Source organism: Streptomyces sp. NPDC002868, from assembly GCF_055563295.1.
In genome coordinates this window covers 280426-300309 of the sequence record NZ_JBVHDR010000011.1, presented here as the reverse complement: position 1 = coordinate 300309, position 19884 = coordinate 280426, and the positions used below count along the sequence as shown (strand labels likewise).

Sequence of the window (19884 nt, the reverse complement as noted above, 5' to 3'; positions counted from 1 at the left end):
GGCCGGGCCCTGGCTGCACTCATTGCGATCAGCCTGTGACGGGTGGTGGCGGGGTGCTCGCCGGGTGAGCCGATCGTGGTATTCCGCGCGAGACATTTGTGATGCAGGTCACATCTTGCAAGGGAAATAACCGGGGATCGTTTCCCCGTTTGAACTCGTGTCCCTGCGAAACGGGGAAGAGGTCCCCGGTTACGTAGCGAGTACATGCGATGTACGTAGCGATACGAGGCAGACACGAGAGGAAGTGGAGCCGTGAGCCCCGCCGCCGACACCGAAACGCGCCGTTCCCCCCGGCCGCGGGCGGACGCCCTGCGGAACAGGGAGCGGATCGTGACGGCCGCGCGCGAGATGTTCGTCGAGTTCGGGCCCGAGGTCCCGCTCGATGACATCGCCCGCCGGGCGGGTGTCGGCAATGCCACGCTCTACCGGCACTTCCCCGACCGCGAGACCCTCATCCGCGAGGTCGTCCTCTTCGTCCTGGCCCGCACGACACAGCGGGCGCACGAGGCGGCGGCCGAGGAGGCGGACCCGTTCGAGGCGCTGCGGCGCTTCACCCATGCGGCCGCCGACGAGCGGATCGGGGCGCTGTGCCCACTGCTCACCGGGACCTTCGACAAGCATTTTCCCGATCTGACCAATGAGCGGGTACGCCTCGAAGCGGCAGTCGACGGCCTCTTCCAGCGCGCACATGAAGCGGGCCGACTCCGCTCCGATGTCGCCGTCGGAGATCTGCTCGTCGCTCTCTCCCAGCTCACCCGGCCGCTGCCGGGCACCGCGTGCCTGAACATCGACCGGTTCACCCATCGCCATCTGCAGCTTTTCCTGGACGGACTCGAAGCGCCTGCGCGCTCCGAACTGCCGGGCACGGCCGCGACTTTGGAGGGCCTGCGCGGCAGCACCCCGTGAAGCGGTGAAGCAGCCTGGCCGCGCCGATGAGTTGAACCGGCGCCGCAGGTCTCCTCTGCAACACCTTTGACCACGTCTACAACACGTCTGACTACGTCCGTTTTGACCTCTCCGCACCCTTAGGTGGCTACTTCCATGCCAAAAACAGCCGACATTTCCGTTCCGGACCCCAGCCGCTGGAAAGCGCTGGTGTTCATAGCCGTGGCCCAGCTGATGGTGGTGCTCGACGCGACGATCGTGAACATCGCGCTGCCCACCGCCCAGCAGGACCTGGGCATTTCCGACGCCAACCGCCAGTGGGTCATCACCGCCTACGCCCTCGCCTTCGGCGGACTGCTGCTCTTCGGCGGCCGCATCGCCGACCTGTGGGGCCGTAAGCGCACCTTCGTCGTCGGACTGCTCGGCTTCGCCGCGGCATCCGCGCTCGGCGGCGCGGCCACCGGCGAGGCGATGATGCTCGGGGCCCGCGCCCTGCAGGGCGCCTTCGGCGCGCTGCTCGCGCCCGCCGCGCTCTCGCTGCTCGCCGTGATGTTCACCGACGCCAAGGAGCGCGCCAAGGCCTTCGGTATCTACGGTGCGATCGCCGGTGGCGGTGGCGCCGTCGGCCTGATCCTCGGCGGCTTCCTCACCGAGTACCTGAACTGGCGCTGGACCTTCTTCGTCAACATCCCCTTCGCGATCGTCGCCGCCGTCGGCGCGTACCTCGTGATCCGTGAGCCGGAGGGCGCGCGCAACCGCTCCTCGCTCGACATCCCCGGCGTCGTCCTGTCCACCCTGGGCCTGGTGGCGCTGGTGTACGGCTTCACCCGCGCCGAGTCCGCCGGCTGGTCCGACAGCCTGACCGTGGGCATGTTCGTCGCCTCCGTGGTGCTGCTCGCCGGATTCGTCGTCACCGAGGCGAAGGTCAAGTCCCCGCTGCTGCCGCTGCGCGTCCTGACCGAGCGCAACCGCGGCGGTGTCTACCTCTCGCTGGGCCTCGCCATCATCGCGATGTTCGGGCTGTTCCTCTTCCTGACGTTCTACCTCCAGGTCGTGAAGGGGTACTCCCCGGTCATGACGGGCTTCGCGTTCCTGCCGATGATCGCGGGCATGATCGCGGGCTCGACCCAGATCGGCGCCCGGCTGATGACCCGCGTTCCGCCGCGGCTGCTGATGGGCCCCGGCTTCGTGGTCGCGGCGGTCGGCATGCTGATGCTGACCCAGCTGGAGATCGGCACCTCGTACGCCGGTCTGATTCTGCCGGCGCAGGTGCTGCTGGGCCTTGGCATGGGTACGGCGTTCATGCCGGCGATGTCGCTGTCCACGCACGGCGTGAACCCGGCTGACGCCGGTGTCGCCTCCGCGATGGTCAACACCTCGCAGCAGGTCGGCGGCGCGATCGGCACGGCGCTGCTGAACACGATCGCGGCCTCGGCCACGACCGCGTACATCACCTCGCACGCAGCGGGAGCGGCCGACCCGAAGCTGCTGGAACTGCAGGGCATGGTGCACGGCTTCTCGTCCGCGATCTGGTGGGCGGTCGGGATCCTGGTGGCCTCCGCGGCGATCGCGTTCACGTTGATCAACACCGGGCGCCCGGGGGCCGGTTCGGTCACCGGGGCGTCGGGTGAGGATGTCGAGGACTTCGAGGACGAGATCAAGGTCCCGGTCGTCGCGCACTGACGGTCGCGCACTGACGGTCGCGCACTGACGGTCGTGGACTGACACGAGCTCGGCGGACGCTGAGAGGTCAAGCGGACAGGGCCCTGCCCGGGGTTAACCCGGGCAGGGCCCTTCTCGTGCCGTGTGGGGTCAGCGCAGCCAGGGCAGGTCCGCGCCGGAGTCCTGCGGCTGGAGTCCAGCGGCCATGATCTGCATGATCTCGCCGAGCTGTCCGACCTGCTCGGGCGTGAGCCGGTCGAAGATCGCCTGTCGTACGGCCTCGACATGGCCGGGCGCGGACCGTTCGAGGACCTTGAAGCCGTCGTCCGTCAGCACGGCGTTCTGCCCGCGCTTGTCGGAGGGGCAGTCCTCGCGGCGTACCCAGCCGTTCTTCTCGAGACGGGCTATCGCGTGCGAGAGCCGGGACCGGGTGATCTTCGCGTCGATGGCCAGCTCGGTCATCCGCTTACGGCGGCGCGGGGCCTGGGAGAGCTGGACGAGCAGTCCGTAGTAGATGTGCGGCATGCCGGCGTCGCGCTGGAGCTGGCGGTCGAGGTGGTCTTCGAAGAGGGTGGTGGCATGGAGATAGGCGCGCCAGACGCGCTGTTCGTCCTCGGTGAGCCAGCGCGGTTCGCGGCCGCCCCCGCCAGTGGATGCCGTGTTCATGTATCCCACTCTACGACCCATTCTTGAAAGTTGAACTATGTGAGGTTAGAGTCGATGTAGCTTGAAAGTTCAAGTAGGTCGCCCGGGTAGGTCGGACCACGTAGGTCGGACGTAGACCGGACCGGATGTGGATCGGGAGCCGCTGTCATGAATGCCACCCCTGCCGCGGAGCGCATGCCCGCCCTCTATCTCTCGCACGGCGCACCGCCGCTCGCCGACGACCCCGTCTGGCCCGGCGAGCTCGCCGCCTGGTCCTCGTCCCTGCCGCGCCCGAAGGCGATCCTCATGGTCTCGGCCCACTGGGAGGACGCCCCGCTCGCGCTCGGCGCGACCGAGACCATGCCGCTGGTGTATGACTTCTGGGGCTTCCCCGAGCACTACTACCAGGTCCGTTACGACGCGCCCGGCGCGCCCGAACTCGCCGATTCCGTACGGAAGTTGCTGCGCACCGCCGGAACGCCGGTACAGGATGTCCCGGACCGAGGGCTCGACCACGGCGCCTATGTCCCGCTGGTGGAGATGTTCCCGGGCGCCGACCTCCCCGTACTCCAGATCTCCATGCCCACGCTCGACCCGCAGAAGCTGATGGACATCGGGCGCAGGCTCGCGCCGCTGCGCGACGAGGGCGTGCTGATCGTCGGCAGCGGCTTCTTCACCCACAATCTGGCCGCGCTGCGGTATGAGGGGACTCCCGGCTGGTCGGCGGAGTTCGACGACTGGGGGCGGCGGGCGCTCGCGGCGGCGGACGTGGACGCGCTGCTGGACTTCGAGAACAAGGCCCCGGCCGGCCGGCTGGCCCACCCGCGGACCGAGCACTTCGCGCCGCTTTTCGTCACCCTGGGAGCGTCTCAGGGCGAGCTCAAGAGCGGGAAGAGCGTGATCGACGGCTTCTGGATGGGCCTGGCGAAGCGGTCCTTGCAGTTCGGCTAGCCGCTGCTGCCCAGGTCCTTGCCCAGGACTTTGCCCAGGTCTTTCTCGTACCAGGCCACGTCCCAGTACCGGCCGAACTTGCGGCCCACTTCGCGGTACGTACCGACGTGCCGGAAGCCGAAACGCGCGTGCAGCCGGGCCGAGGCCTCGTTCGGCTGGGCGATCCCGGCGTACGCGCGATGCAGATCCTCACCGTCGAGTGCCTCGAAGAGCGCCTTGTAGAGGAGTGTGCCGATGCCGCGGCCCGCCGCATCGGGAGCGCAGTAGACGCTGACCTCGACCGAGGTGGAGTACGCGGGTTTGGGGCGGAAGGGGCTGCTCGTCGCGTACCCAAGAATTAGGGCAGAGCGGACATCCCGAGCAACCAAAAGACGGTGGGGGCCGTCTTCAGGGTGGGAGTGCAGCCATGGGCGGCGCTGCTCGGGTGTGAAGGCAGCCGTGTCGAACGTGACGGCGGTCTCGCGTATGTAGTGGTTGTAAAGCTCCGTGAGGGCATCGAGATCGGCCTCCGTGCCCGCCCTGACCTGCACCTCTGTGTGATCCTTCGGCACTCTTCCTCCCGATGGCCGGACAGGGTACTGCAAGATCACGAAAATCGATGTGTCGCGTGGGAATTCTGTCCGGATTCCAGTCGTTGTTTCCAACGGATGCAGGGCACCCGGAAGGGTGTCGCGACCTACTCAGCAAGGGAGCTCGCATGGCAACCCGTGCCGTCGCCCGTCGTCAGTCCGTCGGGTCCACTGGGACCGGCCGGGCAAGCAGTGCCGTGGGCGGGGAGATCGCCGACCGCGACCTGGTCGGCATGTACCTCGACGAGATCGCACGTACGCCGCTGCTCGACGCCGCAAAGGAAGTCGAGCTGTCCAAGACCATCGAGGCGGGCGTGTATGCCCAGCAGATCCTCGACGAAGAGGTGCAGAGCGATGCCGTCGACGCCACGCGCGAGGAGCTCGAGGCGCTGGTCGCCGAGGGCGAGCGCGCGAAGGACGTCTTCATCCGCTCCAACCTCCGGCTTGTGGTGGCAGTGGCCCGGCGCTACCCACGCAGCGGCCTGCCCCTGCTCGACCTGATCCAGGAAGGCAATGCCGGTCTGGTGCGCGCGGTCGAGAAGTTCGACTATGCCAAGGGCTTCAAGTTCTCGACGTACGCCACGTGGTGGATCCGCCAGGCGATCACCCGCTCCATAGCCGACCAGTCCCGCACGATCCGGCTCCCTGTCCACCTGGTGGAGGAGCTCGGCCGGATCCGCCGCGTCCAGCGCGAGTTCAACCGGGAGAACGGGCGGGAACCGGAGGCCGCGGAGGTCGCGAAGGAGCTGGGCTCCACGCCTGAGCGCGTCATCGACGTCCTCGACTGGGCGCGCGACCCCGTCAGCCTGAACATGGCGGTGGACGACGCGGGCGAGACGCAGTTCGGCGACCTGCTGGAGGACACCTCGGCGGTCTCGCCGGAGCAGTCGGTGCTCACGCTGCTGCGCAGCGAGGAACTGGAAGACCTGATCGGCAAGCTCGACCACCGTACGGCGTCGATCATCCGCATGCGGTACGGCATCGAGGACGGCCGGGAGCGCACCCTGACGGAAGTCGGCAAGCAGCACGGCCTGACGCGGGAGCGGATACGGCAGATCGAGAAGCACGCGCTGCTGGAGCTGAAGCGGATGGCGCGCGACACGGGCTTCGACGCGGCGGCGTAATCGCCCGCGGCGGGCAAAGGCCCCCATAGACGGACCCCGGCACCATCCCCCCCGGTGCCGGGGTCCTTTCCTGTCCTGGGCCCGCGGCTCCTGCTCCTGGCCGGGGGGTCTCCTGTGCCCGCGGCGTCTCCTGCGCCCGCGGCGTCACCGGACAGGAGTTGCCCGGGTCAGGCGCGCGCCCAGGTCCGTCACGTACTCCACCAGCGGCCGCGGTCCGTGCACCGTGAACTCGCAGTCCACCAGCGCCAGTCGGAGCGCCACCCACTCCAGCGAGTCCGCCGACCTCGCCCGCAGCCGGCATGTCCCCTCTCCCGTCGCCTCCGGCGCGCCCAGCGTCTCCGGGAGACGCGCGGCCACGAACGCCGCCGGGGCCTCGAAGGTCACGTCGATGGCGTGCTCCGGCTGCCGGGACATGGAGTGCCCCAGCAGCTCCGCGGCACTGCCCGTCGGCAGCTCCCGCGGCACAAAGCGCGCCCCCGTGGCGAGGGGTTGGGAGACCCGGTCGACCCGGAACGTACGCCAGTCCTCCCGACCGATGTCGTACGCGACGAGATACCACCGGCGGCCGGTCGAGACGAGGCGGTACGGCTCGACCTGCCGCTTCGTCTCGGTGCCGTTGCCCGCGCGGTAGCCGAATCGGAGCCGTTCGCGCCCGGTGGCCGCGCCCGCGATGACCGTCAGAGTCTGCGGGTCGATCGTCGCGCCGTCGCCCCGGGTCAGCGGGATCGTCGCCGCCTGGAGCGTGGTCACCCGGTGCCGCAGCCGGGACGGCAGCACCTGCTCCAGCTTGGCCAGGGCGCGTACGGAGGCCTCCTCGATGCCCTCGATGGCATGGCCGGCCCCCGCGCGCAGGCCGACCGCGATCGCGACCGCCTCCTCGTCGTCGAGGAGGAGCGGTGGCATCGCGGCGCCCGCGACCAGCCGGTACCCGCCGACCGCGCCCTTCGTCGCCTCGACCGGATAGCCGAGGTCGCGGAGCCGGTCGATGTCGCGCCGGATGGTGCGCGGGCTCACCTCGAGGCGCTCGGCGAGCTCACTGCCAGGCCACTCGCGCGGTGTCTGGAGGAGGGAGAGCAGATTCAGGAGTCGTGCCGGAGTATCCGTCATGTTCTTCAGGATGCCGCTTATATAGGTCGTGATCTGGCCTATATGGCCTCTACTTTCCTTCCTATGAGTTCACAGCCCGCCGTACCGGATACGGCTTCAGACCGTCGTCGCTGGATCGCGCTTGCCATCGTCATGACCGCTGCCTTCATGGATCTGGTCGACGTCACCATCGTCAATATCGCGATCCCGAGCATCGAGCGGGACCTCGGGGCGTCCTTCGGCGCGATCCAGTGGATCACCGCCGGGTACGCGCTGGCCTTCGCCGCCGGTCTGATCACCGGCGGCCGGCTCGGTGACATCTACGGCCGCAAGCGGCTGTTCCTGATCGGCATCACCGGCTTCACGCTCGCCTCCGCGCTCTGTGGTTTCGCCGCGAACGAGGAGATGCTGGTCGCCTCCCGCCTGCTGCAGGGCGCGACCGCCGCGATGATGGTGCCGCAGGTGCTGGCGATCATCCATGTCACCTTCCCGGCGCACGAACGCGGCAAGGTCTTCGGCATGTTCGGCGCGATCATCGGGCTCGGCGCGGTGTCCGGGCCCCTGCTCGGCGCGCTGCTGACCCAGTGGAACCTCTTCGGCCTCGAGTGGCGGCCGATCTTCCTGATCAACCTGCCGGTGGGCATAGCCGGGCTGATCCTGGGCCGGAAATACATCACCGAGTCCCGCGCCCCGAAGGCCCTCAAGCTCGACCTCGTCGGCGTCGCGCTGGTCACGCTCGGCCTGCTGATGCTGATCTACCCGCTGACGCGCGGCCGTGAGCTGGGCTGGCCGCTGTGGGGTCACCTGTGCATGGCCGGCAGCCTGATCGTCTTCGCCGCGTTCGTCATGTACGAGAAGTACAAGACGCGCAAGGACTCCTCGCCGCTCGTCGAGCTGTCGCTGTTCAAGGTGAAGAGCTTCGCGGCGGGTATCGCCGTGCAGCTCACCTTCGGGATCGCATGCGGGATCTTCTTCCTGGTCTGGACGCTGTACATGCAGATCGGTCTTGGCTGGTCGCCGCTGCGGGCGGGGCTGACCGGCGTCCCCTTCTCCATCGCCGTGTCCACGGCGGCCGGGATGTCCGTACAGAAGCTGGTGCCGCGCTTCGGCCGCAAGGTGCTGCAGGCGGGCGCGGTGACGATGGCCGCGGGTCTGCTGATCTACATCTGGGAGGCCGGGCGGTACGGCACGGGGATCCAGTCCTGGCAGATGGCGCTCCCGCTGGTGGTCATGGGCGTCGGGATGGGCCTGATCGTGGCGCCGCTGACGGACGCGGTGCTGTCGGACGTGCCCCGCGAGCACTCGGGCTCGGCGTCCGGACTGATCAACACCACCATGCAGATGGGCAATGCGCTGGGGCTCGGACTGGTCTCGGTGGTCTTCTTCGGCTCGATCGACGACCGGATCGCGCCGAGCGCGGTCGGGAAGGCGTTCGGGGAGGCGTTCCAGAACTCGCTGTGGTGGGTGGTGGCGGTGCTGGGCGCGATCTTCGTGGTGATGTTCGCGCTGCCGGCGCGGCCGAAGCAGCATGTGGAGGGGGCGGCGGAGGCCGAGGGCCCGGTCGACCGGGAGCCGGTGCTCGCCAACTGAGCTCGTGCGGCTGACAGGCCCGGCCCGGGGATGCTGCCCCGGGCCGGGCCTTTCTGTATGTGCCCGTCTCTGTATGTGCCCGTCTCAAAGCGTCCGTCTCAATGTGACTGTCCCAATGCGTCCGCCACATGCCCGGATCTGTTTACTTTGCCGAAATCCAGGCGTAGTCTGCAAGCGAAACCACAGGTTCGGGCATGGAACGGATGTAAACCCACATGTACGCACCGGAGCGCCAGCAGGAAATCCTGCGACTCGCCCGCGATGGCGGCCGCGTCGATGTCCTCTCCCTCGCCGAGGAGTTCCAGGTCACCGCCGAGACCATCCGGCGCGACCTCAAGGCGCTGGACCGGGCCGGGCTCGTCCGCCGGGTGCACGGTGGGGCCATACCGGCCGGGCGGCTCGACTTCGAGCCCGACCTCGCCGAGCGCGAGTCCACCGCCGCGGACGAGAAGGACCGCATCGCGCACGCCGCGCTCGCCGAACTGCCGGCGGACGGCAGCGTGATCCTCGACGCCGGGTCCACCGTGGGCCGCCTCGCCGCGGCCTTCCCGCTGGAGTGCTCGCTCACCGTCGTCACCCACGCCCTGCCCGTCGCGGCGCGCCTCGCCGACCATCCCGGCATCGACCTCCACCTGGTGGGCGGACGGGTCCGGCACCGGACGCGGGCCGCGGTCGACGCGTGGGCGCTGAGGGCGTACGGAGAGATCAACGCGGACGTCGTCTTCCTCGGCGCCAACGGCTTCTCCGTCGCTGGCGGGCTCACCACGCCCGACCTCGCCGAGGGCGCCGTCAAGCGGGCGACCGTCTCGGCCGCGCGGCGCGTGGTGCTGCTGGCGGACTCGGCCAAGCACGGCCACTCGCACTTCGCCCGCTTCGGCGACCTCGCCGACGTCGACCTGCTCATCACCGACAGCGGGCTCAGCCCCGAGGACGCCGCGGCGATCGAGGCCGCGGGAACGGAAGTCGTACGCGCATGATCCTGACCGTCACCCCGAACCCCTCGCTGGACCGTACGTACGAGGTCCCGGCGCTGGACCGCGGCGAAGTCCTGCGGGCCACGGCCGAGCGGATGGACCCCGGCGGCAAGGGCGTCAACGTCTCGCGGGCCGTCGCGGCCGCCGGGCACCGTACCGTCGCGGTCATGCCGCTCGGCGGGGCGCCCGGCGCGCTCGTCGCGGAGCTGCTGACGGGGCAGGGCATCGAGGTCGCGCCGGTTCCGGTGTCGGGTGCGACGCGCTCCAACATTGCGCTGGCGGAGCCGGACGGGACGCTGACGAAGATCAATGCGCCAGGCCCCGAACTGAGCGCCGCGGAAGCCGAGTCGCTTCTGTCCGCGGTCTCTTCGGTCTCCGCGGCCTTTGCGCGCTCCGCGTCCCCGGCCTGGATCGCGTGCTGCGGCAGCCTGCCGCGGGGCCTCGCGCCCGAGTGGTACGCCGAGCTGGTCACCCGGGCCCACGCGGCGGGGGCGCGGGTCGCCCTCGACACCTCCGGCCCGTCCCTGCTGGCCGCCCTGCGCTCGCGCCCCGACATCGTCAAGCCCAACGCCGACGAACTCGCCCAGGCGGTGGGCCGCCCGCTCGCCACGGTCGGCGACGCCGTCAAGGCGGCGGAGGAGGTGCGCGGGCTCGGCGCGGGCGCGGTGCTGGCGAGCCTGGGCGCGGACGGCCAGCTGCTGGTCTCGTCCGCAGGCACCTTCTACGGGCACGCCCCCGTGACTGCCGTCCGCAGCAACGTCGGCGCGGGCGACGCGTCGCTGGCCGGCTTCCTGGCGGCGGGCGGCGAGGGCCCGGACGCGCTGTCCGCGGCGGTCGCCCACGGCGCGGCCGCGGTCCAGCTGCCCGGCAGCGTGATGCCGAAGCCGACCGACCTCGACCCGTCCGCGGTCACCGTGACCGCGGACATCCCCCTGGACCGAGCACTCACCGAGCAAGGGAGCCCGCGATGAGCGAAATGATCACCGCGGACCTGGTCGACCTCGACCTGGCCGCGACGACGAAGGAGGCCGCGGCCCGTTCGCTGGCCGAGCGGATGGTGGCCCATGGCCGGGTCACCGACCTGGACGGTTTCCTGGCGGACGTTGCGGCCCGCGAGGCCCAGATGCCGACGGGCCTGGACGGCGGGATCGGCATCCCGCACTGCCGCAGCGCGCATGTCACCGAGCCGACACTGGCATTCGGCCGCAGCGCTTCGGGCATCGACTTCGGCGCCCCGGACGGCCCGGCGGACCTGATCTTCCTGATAGCGGCCCCCGCGGGCGCGGACGACGCCCACTTGACGATCCTGTCGAGCCTGGCTCGCCGCCTGATGGACGAGAACTTCACGGGGACGCTGCGGGGAGCGACGGCCGCGGATGCGGCAGCCGCGCTGATCCGGGGCGACGCTCCGGAGACCGCGGCGGGTGCTGGATCCGCGTCGGGCGCGGGGACGGCCGCGACCGCACCGGCTTCGCCGGAGAGCGGCGCGGGTGCACCGGCCGCGGGCTCGCGGGGAGTGGCCGACGGGGCGGCGGAGACTGATACGGCCTCGGGCCCGGTGCCGACCGGCGGCTCCGCCTCTGTCGAGGGCCCGACGGGCGTGGCCGCCTCGGCTTCGGGTGGGACGCGCGCAGCTGACGGGGCGGCGGAGACCGACACGGCGTCGGGCTCGGTGCCGAGTGGCGGCTCGCTCTCGGGCGCGACTGGCGCGGCGCCTTCGCCCGACAACGGCGCGGGCGCACTGGCCGCGGGCTCGCGGGACGCCGCCGCGGCGGTGCCGGGCGCCGACAGTGACGCGTCCGGCGGGGAAGCTGCCGCCGACAGCGACGGGCAGGTGCCCGGCGTCGGAGTGGAGCCGGTGGCCGCCGAGCGCGGCGAAGCCGACGACGGCGCGGCCGGGGGTCCGGGGCGGAGCCCCGGTTTCGGGAAGGGGCGGGGTGAGGGAGACACCACCACCCCCTTCCGCATCGTCGCCGTCACCTCCTGCCCCACCGGCATCGCCCACACCTACATGGCCGCCGAATCCCTCGAAAAGGCCGGCGAAGCCAACGGCGTCCAAGTCGCCGTCGAGACCCAGGGGTCCGCCGGGTTCACCCGGCTCGACCCCAAGGTCATCGCCGACGCCGACGGCGTGATCTTCGCGCACGACGTGCCCGTACGGGACAAGGAGCGCTTCGCCGGGAAGCCCACCGTCGACGTCGGCGTCAAGGCCGGGATCAGCAGGCCCGCCGAGCTCATCGCCGAGGTCCGTGGCAAGGCCGCGCGCGGTGAGGTCAGCGGTCCCGCCAAGGCCACGCCCGTCGAGGCGGCCGGCGAGCCCGGCGAGGGCTACGGCACCAAGCTGCGCAAGTGGCTGATGTCCGGCGTCAGTTACATGGTCCCGTTCGTCGCCGCCGGCGGCCTCCTCATCGCCCTCGGCTTCGCCATCGGCGGCTACGAGATCTCCGACGCCAAGTCCGTCGCCGAGCACTTCGCCTGGGCCGACCACACCAGCTGGGCCGCCCTCCTCTTCCAGGTCGGCGGACTCGCCTTCAGCTTCCTCGTCCCCGTACTCGCGGGCTACATCGCCTACGGAATGGCCGACCGCCCCGGTCTCGTCCCCGGCTTCGTCGGCGGCGCCATCGCGCTCACCATCAATGCCGGTTTCCTCGGCGGCCTGATCGCCGGTCTGCTCGCGGGCGCCACCGTCATGGCGATCCAACGCCTCAAAGTGCCCAAACCACTTCGCGGCATCATGCCGGTCGTCGTGATCCCGCTCATCTCGTCCGCGGTCGTCGGGTTCCTGATGTTCCTGGTGATCGGCAAGCCCATCGCCGAGCTCCAGCAGGCGCTCACCGACTGGCTGTCCAGCCTCTCCGGCGCCAACGCCGTCATCCTCGGCGCCATCCTCGGCCTGATGATGTGCTTCGACCTCGGCGGCCCGCTCAACAAGGTCGCGTACACCTTCGCGGTCGGCGGGCTCGCCAACCCCAACGAAGGCTCCCTCAAGGTCATGGCCGCGGTGATGGCCGCCGGCATGGTGCCGCCGCTGGCGATGGCTCTGGCCACCGTCGTACGCGGCAGGCTCTTCACCAAGACCGAGCGTGAGAACGGCAAGGCCGCCTGGGTGCTCGGTGCGTCCTTCATCACCGAGGGCGCGATCCCGTTCGCCGCGGCCGACCCGCTCCGGGTGATCCCGGCGGCGATGGCGGGCGGCGCGGTCACCGGCGGCCTGTCGATGGCCTTCGAGTGCACCCTGCGCGCCCCGCACGGCGGCATCTTCGTGGTGCCACTGATCGGCAACCCGTTCCTCTACCTGGTCGCGATCGTCGCGGGCACGCTCGTCAGCGCAGGTTTGGTCATCCTCCTCAAGGGCGCGCGCAAGCGGCAGCCTGAGCAGGTACCGGCCGCGGCCGAGGAGGAGACCCAGGTGCTCGCGGCGGCCTGAGCGGGCCCGACCGATGGTCACGGTCACCAGAAAGGAGAGGCCCGTGAGGAGAAGCCCGTGAGGAGAAGCCAGTGAGGAGAAGCCCGTGAGGCAGACGGCGACACACCCCGAGCTCCAACGGCTGGAGCCCCTCGTGGGCGAGTGGCTGATGGACGCGTCCATCGACGGCCGGCTCGTGGCACGCGCAAGGACGACCTTCGCGTGGCTGGAAGGCGGAGCTTTCCTCCTTCAGCACGCGGACCTGGAGCCCGACGCCTCCACCGCCGCTGAATGGCTGGACAACGCGCCCTTCCCGGTCGAGTCGGTCACCGGGCTGGACGACGCGGCCGGGACGTTCACCATGCTCTATGCCGACGGACGCGGCGTTTCCCGGGTCTACGAGACCGACGTACAGGACGGGATCTGGACCATTCGGCGGACCGCACCCGCGTTCCACCAGCGCTTCACCGGCACGATCGGCGCTGGTGGCAGGACCATCACCGGCCGCTGGGAAGGGTCGGGCGACGGCGAGACGTGGTCGTACGACTTCGATGTGACCTACCGGAAGGTCACCTAGCCGAACGCACCGGCGGGCCCAAGCACGCGCCGGCTGACGCCCGTCGGCTAACGCACCCGCGCCCGGAGCTCCATCGCCTCCCGCGCGGTGTGCTCCGCGCCGTACACCTCGCACATATGGCGGCCGTCCGGCGTCGCCGTGTGCTCCACCTCCCACAGGCTCGTCTCCGTTCCGTCCAGCAGCAGGAACGCGTGCTCGTAGAGGGTGAAGCCCGCGTCTCTGCCCTCCACCCGGTACTGGCGGCCGAAGACCTGCGTGATGTGGTGGGCGAACGCGGCCCGCAGCAGGCGCGCGGTCTCTTCGCCCGGCCGGTCGGCGTTCTCCGCGCGGCGCAGCACGCGGCGGGCGTGGTCCGCGGAGTTGTCCGGGGCATACATCCGGGGGAGCGGGGCCGGTGGTGTCGCCATCAGGCTGGCGAGAAGCTCCAGATCAGCGTCCAGGTCGGCGCCGGGATCCATGCTGGGGCCCGCGTCCGGTCCGGCGAAGCCCGGGAAACCCGCGGGCAGCCGTGAGGCGGCGAGGCGGGCCTCCGACTCCTCGGTGTACAGCTCGTGCTGCTCAGCGCCGCCACGCCCGGTGTTGTGCACCAGCTCCCACAGGACGAGCGAGCTGCCGTCGCTGAGCAGATAGGCATGGCGGTACGTCGCTCGGTGCAGCGCCGCGCTGTGGTGCGAGGAGTGCAGCGAACTGGCGTGCGCCAGCGCCGACTCCAGCCGTTCGACCGTGGCGTCGGGCAGGTCGAAGGAGTTGAGCGCCCGACCCAGGAGTCGCTCGAGCTGCGTCTCGGTTGTCTCGTACGGATCGTTCAAGATGGGTCTCCAGGCCGTCGCCGCAAGTCACTTGGTGATTGCTAAACGTAGCCCCTGGGTCTGACAACGTGTCCGGGGTTCGGGAAAACGAAGGGGGTGCGAGGGAAGTTCCCGCGCGTCCGCTCGCGTTCCCGCGCATCCGCGGGGGTTCCGTGCGCCGGAGCCAACTGACTTGCCCCGTAAGTCAGTTGATGCCGTACAGGTCCCGGTACGCAGGAAACACCCCGCCCGGTCCCTCGACCCCCTCGGCCGTGAGTACCGCCCGTACGATCGCCCGCGTCACCACGTTCGCGCCCGCCGCGAGCACCTCGTTGAGCGCGAGCGGGTTGGCGGCGTCGAGGGGGACGGCGCCGGTGGCGAGGGTGAAGACGGTGTCCCCGTCGTTGAGGAGATGGACGGGGCGTACGGCGCGCGCGATGCCGTCGTGCGCCGTGCCCGCGAGCTTCTGCGCCTGGGCGCGGGTGAGGTCGGCGTCGGTGGCGACGACGGCGAGGGTGGTGTTGAGCGGGGGCGGCCCGCTCTTCTCGCGTGCCTCGGTGAGGCGGAGCTGGGCCGCCGCGTGAACGTCGGGGGAGGGGTAGGTGACGCGGCCCGCGAAGTACTGCCCGTACAGCGCGCCCGTCCGCGGATCGACGGCCGAGCCCGCGGCGTTGGCCACGACGAGCGCGGCGACGGTGATCCCGGAGTCCAGGACCGTGCTCGCGGTGCCGATCCCGCCCTTGAACTGCCCGACGGCCGCGCCCGTGCCCGCGCCGACGTTGCCCTCCTCGACCGGCGCGCCCTCCTCCGTACGGGCTGCCGCCTCCACCGCGGCGCGTCCCGTCGCCGCGTCCGGTCTGGCCCGCCAGTCGCCGCCGCGCCCCAGGTCGAAGAGGCAGGCGGCCGGGACGACCGGCACCACGTGCGAGGGGTCGGGGCCGACGCGGACGCCGCGGCCATGCTCCTCCAGCCAGGCCATCACGCCGGCGGCGGAGTCGAGGCCGTACGCGCTGCCGCCGGTCAGTACGAGCGCCTCGACGCGCTGGACCAGATTGCGGGGGTCGAGGGCGTCCGTTTCCCGGGTACCGGGGCCGCCGCCGCGTACGTCGACGGCGGCGATCGCTCCGCCCGTGGGGGCGAGCACGACGGTGGTGCCGCTGAGGGCACGCTCGCCGGGCACGCGCGCATGGCCGACCCGCAGGCCGGCCACGTCCGTGAGCCCACCTTCCGCGGGTCCGCCGGTCGGCCCGTCTGCCGGAGCATCATTCCTGTCCATAACGCCCATGCGTATCACGCCAGTTGCGGCAGGCGGTGGCCGTCACGCGGTGACCGTCTGACGGGTGGCGAGTGTCACACCCACCGCGACCGTCGCCGCGGTGACGAGCCCCGTGGCGAGGACGGCCCAGTCCCCCGCGAATGTGCAGGCGAGGACTGCCAGGGTCGCGACGGGGAGGGTGAGCTGCTGTGGGAGGGTGCGTTTGAAGTGACGTGCGTGCAGCAGCCAGACCGTGAACAGGAAGAGGGCGACCGGGACGGTGACGGCGGCATTCGCCGCGACCGCGGAGATGTGCGCCTTGCCCACCACGTGTTCGATCGAGACCTCGATGCCCGCGCCGATCGCTGCCGCGGACCCGAAGATCAGGACGTGTCCGTAGCCCCATGGAATGGCCTGCCGGTTGGAGACCAGCCGCTCGTGCGCCGGTACGGCGAAGTAGATCCACCACGAGGAGAAGATGATCAGCAGCCCGCCGCCCGCGATGGGCAGCAGCTCGCCGAGGGCCTCGTTCTCGTCGAGCGCGGACTGTACGGCGATGGTGCTCGCGAACATCGTCTCGCCCAGCACGATGATCGTGAACAGTCCGTAGCGCTCGACGATGTGGTGCGGGTGCCACGGGGTCTGCTGGTTCCGCTCGGCGACCAGCGGGATCAGCAGCTCCGCGGCGGCCAAAACGATGAACAGCCACCGTTTGGCCCCGTCGGGCACGAACAGCAGCCCCACCCAGGCCATCTGGCAGACCACGAGGCTTGCGGTGTACTCGAGCGCGGTCCTCCGGGCCGGTCCCGCCTCCGAGGCCGCCGCCCGCAGCCACTGGGTCGTCAGCGCGACTCGCATGATCAGATAGCCGATGACGGCGACGGTCCAGTCGTTGTCGTTGAAGGCGCGGGGCACCCCGGCCGCGTAGACCAGTACGCCGGAGATCTGGACCAGGGTCGCGATCCGGTACGGCACGTCGTCGACGTCGTACGCCGAGGCGAACCAGGTGAAGTTCATCCAGGCCCACCACACGCCGAAGAAGACATAGCCGTAGCCGATGACGCCGGCGCCCGGGTGGCCCTCGGCGAGCGCGTGGACGAGCTGCACGCCGGCCTGCGCCACCGCGACGACGAAGCAGAGGTCGAAGAAGAGTTCCAGTGGTGTCGCGGCGCGGTGCGCCTCGTCGCGGCTACGGGGGGTCATACGGCGCAGCGGCGCCGAGGCGTCTGAGCCTGTGGGGTCCGGGCTGGGTGCGGACGTCATGCGCACAAGCACAACAGACCGGGGCGGGACTGGGCGGCGAGACGCGCGCTGCCGTCCGCCGACGCGCACCGCGCACTCCGCGCGGGCCGGGCGGCCGTTCCCGGACGCCCCGCCGACCGCCCTCGGGCCGCCCGCAGCTGCCGCCGCGCCCCGACTATCCGCTCGGGCCGGCCGACCCGTACCCGCCCCTCGCCGTACCCTGGAGGTATGAGCACCGCCCCCGCCCCCGGACCGCGTGATGCGAAGCAGCCACGACAGCAGTCCCCGAAGCCGAAGCTGATCTTCGACGATCCGCTGGACCAGCAGTCCCCGGACGATACGGACCGTGGGTGGGGCGAGCGGCCTCTTGCGGCCGGCGACAGCGCCGCCGATTTGGCGCGCTTCCTTGACGAGAAGCCGCCCCACCACATCTGAGCCTTCGCCGGCTTCTCTACTGGTCGTGGCCCGAGCCGCGCTGCGCCACGACCGCGTCGCGGATCTCCTTCAGGACCTCGAGCTCGGTCAGCTCGACCACTTCCTTCGCGCCTTCCTTGGCGGCCTCCCGCTCGGCCCTCCTGGCCAGGTACTTGGACATGGGCAGCACCATGAGGAAGTAGACGACGGCCGCAGTGATCAGGAAGGTGAGGGTGGCGCTGAGCACCGAGCCCCACAGGATCTGGATGCCGTCCACCTCGCCGTTCACCGTCTTGCAGGTGCCCTTCAGGCAGGAGCTGTAGGAGTCCAGCTCCTTCGTCCCGAACGCGCCGACCACCGGGTTGATCACGCCCTTCACCACGGAGTTCACGATCTGGGTGAACGCCGCGCCGATGACCACGGCGACGGCCAGGTCGATCACATTGCCGCGCATCAGGAAGGCCTTGAAGCCCTCCAGGACGCTGACCTTCTTCTCGCTCACCACTGAGCCTCTCTTCGCATGTGCAGGACACGGAGCCAAACGCTCCGAAACCTACGTCAGCGCGTGACCTCGCTGTCCAGTCCGCACAGGCGATGAGGCGACTTGACGGTACGTCAGTACGAGCATGAGCAGTCAGCACACGGTCACCGCCAGCCGGGATGTCGCCCCGGCGCCCGCCAGCACCGCGGCCGTCGCCCGTGGAACGGACAGCACAACCAGCGCACCGCCGTCCGGAGAAGAGCCCTCAGCTGACCGCTCGCGCGTGCCCGGGACCTCGGCCACCCGGGCTCCCGACGCCACCACTCGCGCTTCGGACCCTTGCCCCGCAGGGGAGTTGGCGGCGGCGATCACATCCACCCGGTCTCCCGGGCGCAGCAGCCGGACCGTCGCGGCATCCGCGATACGCACCGGAGCCGACACCATCTCGGCGGCGGGCCGACGCTCGCGCTGCGGTGCCGCGGCGAGCGCCTCCGTCCCAGAACCGTCCGCGCCGCGGGCGCCCGAAGCGGCAAGCGCCGCCGCCGTCATGGCGAGACCGGCCGCCAGCGCCCGCCGTCGCCGGCGCATCGCCCGCCGCAGCCGATGCGCCCCGCCGCGCACTCGCAGCGGAGCGAACGGGGGCACACCTAGAGGCTCGGGCGCGGGGGAGGGAGGGAGAAGCGACATGACACTCACCGCCTGTCGTGAGGAGTGGAGTTGGACCGATCACCTGGACCGATCACCTGGACCGATCACCTGGACCGATCACCTGGACCGATCACCTGGACCGATCACTTGGACCGATCACTTGGACCGACCGCTCCTCACGATCCACCCTCCGTCCGCATCCCGCAGACGCCTGTGGACGACCCCCGCCCTGTGGACAACTCCCTCACCCAGGCAAGCGATTACGGCAGCTGAAACCCCGGATCGACGCCGCCCAGCGCCCGCGTGCACAGACAGTCCCTGTCCCCGTCCGCCGGCAGCCCCGCCACCGCATCGAACAGCACCGTCCGCAGCCGGTCCACATTGGCGGCGAAGACCTCCATCACCTCCTCGTGGGAGACGCCTTCGCCCGACACGGCACCCGCGTCCAGGTCCGTCACCAGCGCCATCGACGTGTAGCAGAGCGCCAGTTCACGGGCGAGCACCGCCTCCGGGTGCCCGGTCATGCCGACCACCGACCAGCCCATCGCCGCGTACCACCGCGACTCCGCCCGGGTCGAGAAGCGCGGCCCCTCGACCACCACCATCGTCCCGCCGTCCACCGGCTCCCAGTTCCGCCCGCGCGCCGCCCCCAGCGCCGCCTTGCGCCCGTCGGGGCAGTACGGATCGGCCGGTGACACATGCACGACGTTCGGAATGGTCCCGTCCGGCAGCGGCAGCCCGTCGTAGAACGTCTGCACACGCGACTGCGTACGGTCCACGAACTGATCCGGTACGAGCAGCGTCCCCGGCCCGTAATCCGGCCGCAGTCCGCCCACCGCGCACGGGCCCAGCACCTGCCGCACGCCCACTGACCGCAGCGCCCACAGATTGGCGCGGTAGTTGATGCGGTGCGGCGGCAGATGGTGGCCGCGTCCGTGCCGGGGCAGGAAGGCGACCCGCCGCCCGGCGATCTCGCCGAGGAACAACGAGTCGCTGGGACTGCCGTACGGGGTGTCCACCTGGATCTCGGTGACATCCTCCAGGAAGGAGTAGAAGCCCGAGCCGCCGATCACACCGATCTCTGCGTTCGCGTTACTCGCGTTGGTCGCCATGGCTGTCACAGTATCCGGGCGCGAAAACGCCCAGGGACCCCGCCGTACACAACGGCGGGGTCCCCGGAAGCAGACCTCAGGCGGCGGAGCTGCCGCTGGAGCTCGTGGACGAACTCGAAGAGCTCGACGAGCCCGAAGAGCCCGACGAGGAGGAAGAGGACGACGTCGAAGCCGCAGGCTTCGAGTCCGACGACTTGGAGTCGGAAGCCTTCGCGCCCGACGTCGACGCCGGCGAGCTGCTCGACGACGACCCACGGCTGTCGTTCCGGTAGAAGCCGGACCCCTTGAACACGATGCCGACCGCCGAGAACACCTTCTTCAGGCGTCCGTCGCAGCTCGGGCACACGGTGAGGGCGTCATCGGTGAACTTCTGCACCGCCTCGAGGCCCTCGCCACATTCGGTGCACTGGTACTGGTAGGTCGGCACTGGTCTTCCTCCTGGCACTCTCACTCAATGAGTGCTAACGACGGTCCA

At 70.5% G+C, this 19884-nt stretch carries 20 protein-coding genes; 10 read left to right on the top strand and 10 right to left on the bottom strand.

What is annotated here, in order from left to right; genetic code table 11:
• Positions 1-252: 252 nt before the first annotated feature.
• Together ACZ3H8_RS29925 and ACZ3H8_RS29920 are read left to right on the top strand one after the other, a co-directional pair.
• The gene (locus ACZ3H8_RS29925; RefSeq protein ID WP_467407224.1) at positions 253-906 is read left to right on the top strand and encodes a TetR/AcrR family transcriptional regulator; all 654 of its coding nucleotides are present in this window, start codon (positions 253-255) and stop codon (positions 904-906) included.
• Between the two features lie 135 nt (positions 907-1041).
• A complete protein-coding gene (locus ACZ3H8_RS29920) occupies positions 1042-2568 on the top strand; it encodes an MFS transporter (protein WP_467407222.1) in 1527 nt (508 codons plus the stop codon).
• A 129-nt stretch (positions 2569-2697) separates the two neighbouring features.
• Here the strand turns inward: ACZ3H8_RS29920 and ACZ3H8_RS29915 are convergent, their stop codons facing one another.
• The gene (locus ACZ3H8_RS29915; RefSeq protein WP_398987338.1) at positions 2698-3222 is read right to left on the bottom strand and encodes a MarR family winged helix-turn-helix transcriptional regulator; all 525 of its coding nucleotides are present in this window, start codon (positions 3220-3222) and stop codon (positions 2698-2700) included.
• Positions 3223-3360: 138 nt separating this feature from the next.
• Here ACZ3H8_RS29915 and ACZ3H8_RS29910 point away from each other — a divergent pair, with 138 nt between their 5' ends.
• A complete protein-coding gene (locus ACZ3H8_RS29910; RefSeq protein ID WP_467407219.1) occupies positions 3361-4143 on the top strand; it encodes a dioxygenase family protein in 783 nt (260 codons plus the stop codon).
• On the opposite strand, the gene ACZ3H8_RS29905 is transcribed toward ACZ3H8_RS29910, so the two are convergent.
• Complete coding sequence (locus tag ACZ3H8_RS29905; protein WP_467407217.1) at positions 4140-4694, bottom strand: GNAT family N-acetyltransferase; 555 nt, start codon at positions 4692-4694, stop codon at positions 4140-4142. The two genes, ACZ3H8_RS29910 and ACZ3H8_RS29905, sit on opposite strands and share 4 nt — an antisense overlap.
• Before the next feature lie 146 nt (positions 4695-4840).
• On the opposite strand from ACZ3H8_RS29905, the gene ACZ3H8_RS29900 reads away from it, so the two are divergent.
• Positions 4841-5836, top strand: coding sequence for a sigma-70 family RNA polymerase sigma factor (locus ACZ3H8_RS29900; RefSeq protein WP_467407214.1), 996 nt, complete (start codon positions 4841-4843; stop codon positions 5834-5836).
• 144 nt (positions 5837-5980) lie between these two features.
• Here ACZ3H8_RS29900 and ACZ3H8_RS29895 read toward each other — a convergent pair whose 3' ends face one another.
• Complete coding sequence (locus ACZ3H8_RS29895; protein WP_467407213.1) at positions 5981-6943, bottom strand: helix-turn-helix transcriptional regulator; 963 nt, start codon at positions 6941-6943, stop codon at positions 5981-5983.
• Positions 6944-7006: 63 nt separating this feature from the next.
• Here ACZ3H8_RS29895 and ACZ3H8_RS29890 point away from each other — a divergent pair, with 63 nt between their 5' ends.
• The 5 genes from ACZ3H8_RS29890 to ACZ3H8_RS29870 all read left to right on the top strand — a co-directional run bounded on the left by ACZ3H8_RS29890 (position 7007) and on the right by ACZ3H8_RS29870 (position 13469).
• Positions 7007-8512: an MFS transporter gene (locus tag ACZ3H8_RS29890; protein WP_467407210.1), complete on the top strand. Its 1506-nt coding sequence runs from the start codon at positions 7007-7009 to the stop codon at positions 8510-8512.
• A 215-nt stretch (positions 8513-8727) separates the two neighbouring features.
• The gene (locus ACZ3H8_RS29885; protein ID WP_398986683.1) at positions 8728-9489 is read left to right on the top strand and encodes a DeoR/GlpR family DNA-binding transcription regulator; all 762 of its coding nucleotides are present in this window, start codon (positions 8728-8730) and stop codon (positions 9487-9489) included.
• Positions 9486-10457 (top strand): 1-phosphofructokinase, encoded by a 972-nt coding sequence (gene pfkB / locus ACZ3H8_RS29880; RefSeq protein WP_467407207.1) that lies wholly within the window; start codon positions 9486-9488, stop codon positions 10455-10457. Before ACZ3H8_RS29885 ends, pfkB begins: the two co-directional genes overlap by 4 nt.
• Positions 10454-12913: a PTS fructose transporter subunit IIABC gene (locus tag ACZ3H8_RS29875; protein ID WP_467407206.1), complete on the top strand. Its 2460-nt coding sequence runs from the start codon at positions 10454-10456 to the stop codon at positions 12911-12913. The genes pfkB and ACZ3H8_RS29875 overlap by 4 nt, the downstream gene beginning before the upstream one ends.
• A gap of 85 nt (positions 12914-12998) precedes the next feature.
• On the top strand, positions 12999-13469 hold the full coding sequence (locus ACZ3H8_RS29870) for a hypothetical protein (protein ID WP_467407203.1): 471 nt from the start codon (positions 12999-13001) through the stop codon (positions 13467-13469).
• Between the two features lie 47 nt (positions 13470-13516).
• Here ACZ3H8_RS29870 and ACZ3H8_RS29865 read toward each other — a convergent pair whose 3' ends face one another.
• From ACZ3H8_RS29865 to ACZ3H8_RS29855, 3 genes are all read right to left on the bottom strand, one after another.
• Positions 13517-14278 (bottom strand): DUF6227 family protein, encoded by a 762-nt coding sequence (locus ACZ3H8_RS29865; RefSeq protein ID WP_467407201.1) that lies wholly within the window; start codon positions 14276-14278, stop codon positions 13517-13519.
• Between the two features lie 184 nt (positions 14279-14462).
• Positions 14463-15533 (bottom strand): P1 family peptidase, encoded by a 1071-nt coding sequence (locus tag ACZ3H8_RS29860; RefSeq protein ID WP_467407199.1) that lies wholly within the window; start codon positions 15531-15533, stop codon positions 14463-14465.
• A 42-nt stretch (positions 15534-15575) separates the two neighbouring features.
• Positions 15576-16775: a low temperature requirement protein A gene (locus ACZ3H8_RS29855; RefSeq protein WP_467407196.1), complete on the bottom strand. Its 1200-nt coding sequence runs from the start codon at positions 16773-16775 to the stop codon at positions 15576-15578.
• Positions 16776-16982: 207 nt separating this feature from the next.
• Here ACZ3H8_RS29855 and ACZ3H8_RS29850 point away from each other — a divergent pair, with 207 nt between their 5' ends.
• Positions 16983-17189: a hypothetical protein gene (locus ACZ3H8_RS29850; protein WP_307662873.1), complete on the top strand. Its 207-nt coding sequence runs from the start codon at positions 16983-16985 to the stop codon at positions 17187-17189.
• Between the two features lie 16 nt (positions 17190-17205).
• On the opposite strand, the gene mscL is transcribed toward ACZ3H8_RS29850, so the two are convergent.
• From mscL to ACZ3H8_RS29830, 4 genes are all read right to left on the bottom strand, one after another.
• Positions 17206-17670 carry a large conductance mechanosensitive channel protein MscL gene (mscL, locus tag ACZ3H8_RS29845; protein WP_398986669.1) on the bottom strand — a complete coding sequence of 155 codons (465 nt, stop codon included), beginning with the start codon at positions 17668-17670 and terminating at the stop codon, positions 17206-17208.
• 132 nt (positions 17671-17802) lie between these two features.
• Positions 17803-18336, bottom strand: coding sequence for an RcpC/CpaB family pilus assembly protein (locus tag ACZ3H8_RS29840; RefSeq protein ID WP_467407193.1), 534 nt, complete (start codon positions 18334-18336; stop codon positions 17803-17805).
• Positions 18337-18557: 221 nt separating this feature from the next.
• The gene (locus tag ACZ3H8_RS29835; protein WP_467407192.1) at positions 18558-19409 is read right to left on the bottom strand and encodes an S-methyl-5'-thioadenosine phosphorylase; all 852 of its coding nucleotides are present in this window, start codon (positions 19407-19409) and stop codon (positions 18558-18560) included.
• 76 nt (positions 19410-19485) lie between these two features.
• Positions 19486-19836, bottom strand: a complete 351-nt coding sequence (locus tag ACZ3H8_RS29830; RefSeq protein WP_356227331.1) for an FmdB family zinc ribbon protein — start codon at positions 19834-19836, stop codon at positions 19486-19488.
• Positions 19837-19884 lie beyond the last annotated feature (48 nt).

Excerpts from the sequence above, each read along its gene's own strand:
- ACZ3H8_RS29850 (WP_307662873.1), top strand. The coding sequence starts at position 16,983 with ATGAGCACCGCCCCCGCCCCCGGACCGCGTGATGCGAAGCAGCCACGA.
- ACZ3H8_RS29910 (WP_467407219.1), top strand. The coding sequence starts at position 3,361 with ATGAATGCCACCCCTGCCGCGGAGCGCATGCCCGCCCTCTATCTCTCG.
- ACZ3H8_RS29895 (WP_467407213.1), bottom strand. The coding sequence starts at position 6,943 with ATGACGGATACTCCGGCACGACTCCTGAATCTGCTCTCCCTCCTCCAG.
- pfkB (WP_467407207.1), top strand. The coding sequence starts at position 9,486 with ATGATCCTGACCGTCACCCCGAACCCCTCGCTGGACCGTACGTACGAG.
- ACZ3H8_RS29885 (WP_398986683.1), top strand. The coding sequence starts at position 8,728 with ATGTACGCACCGGAGCGCCAGCAGGAAATCCTGCGACTCGCCCGCGAT.
- ACZ3H8_RS29835 (WP_467407192.1), bottom strand. The coding sequence starts at position 19,409 with ATGGCGACCAACGCGAGTAACGCGAACGCAGAGATCGGTGTGATCGGC.
- ACZ3H8_RS29875 (WP_467407206.1), top strand. The coding sequence starts at position 10,454 with ATGAGCGAAATGATCACCGCGGACCTGGTCGACCTCGACCTGGCCGCG.
- ACZ3H8_RS29855 (WP_467407196.1), bottom strand. The coding sequence starts at position 16,775 with ATGACGTCCGCACCCAGCCCGGACCCCACAGGCTCAGACGCCTCGGCG.
- ACZ3H8_RS29920 (WP_467407222.1), top strand. The coding sequence starts at position 1,042 with ATGCCAAAAACAGCCGACATTTCCGTTCCGGACCCCAGCCGCTGGAAA.
- ACZ3H8_RS29860 (WP_467407199.1), bottom strand. The coding sequence starts at position 15,533 with ATGGACAGGAATGATGCTCCGGCAGACGGGCCGACCGGCGGACCCGCG.
- ACZ3H8_RS29840 (WP_467407193.1), bottom strand. The coding sequence starts at position 18,336 with ATGTCGCTTCTCCCTCCCTCCCCCGCGCCCGAGCCTCTAGGTGTGCCC.
- ACZ3H8_RS29900 (WP_467407214.1), top strand. The coding sequence starts at position 4,841 with ATGGCAACCCGTGCCGTCGCCCGTCGTCAGTCCGTCGGGTCCACTGGG.
- ACZ3H8_RS29890 (WP_467407210.1), top strand. The coding sequence starts at position 7,007 with ATGAGTTCACAGCCCGCCGTACCGGATACGGCTTCAGACCGTCGTCGC.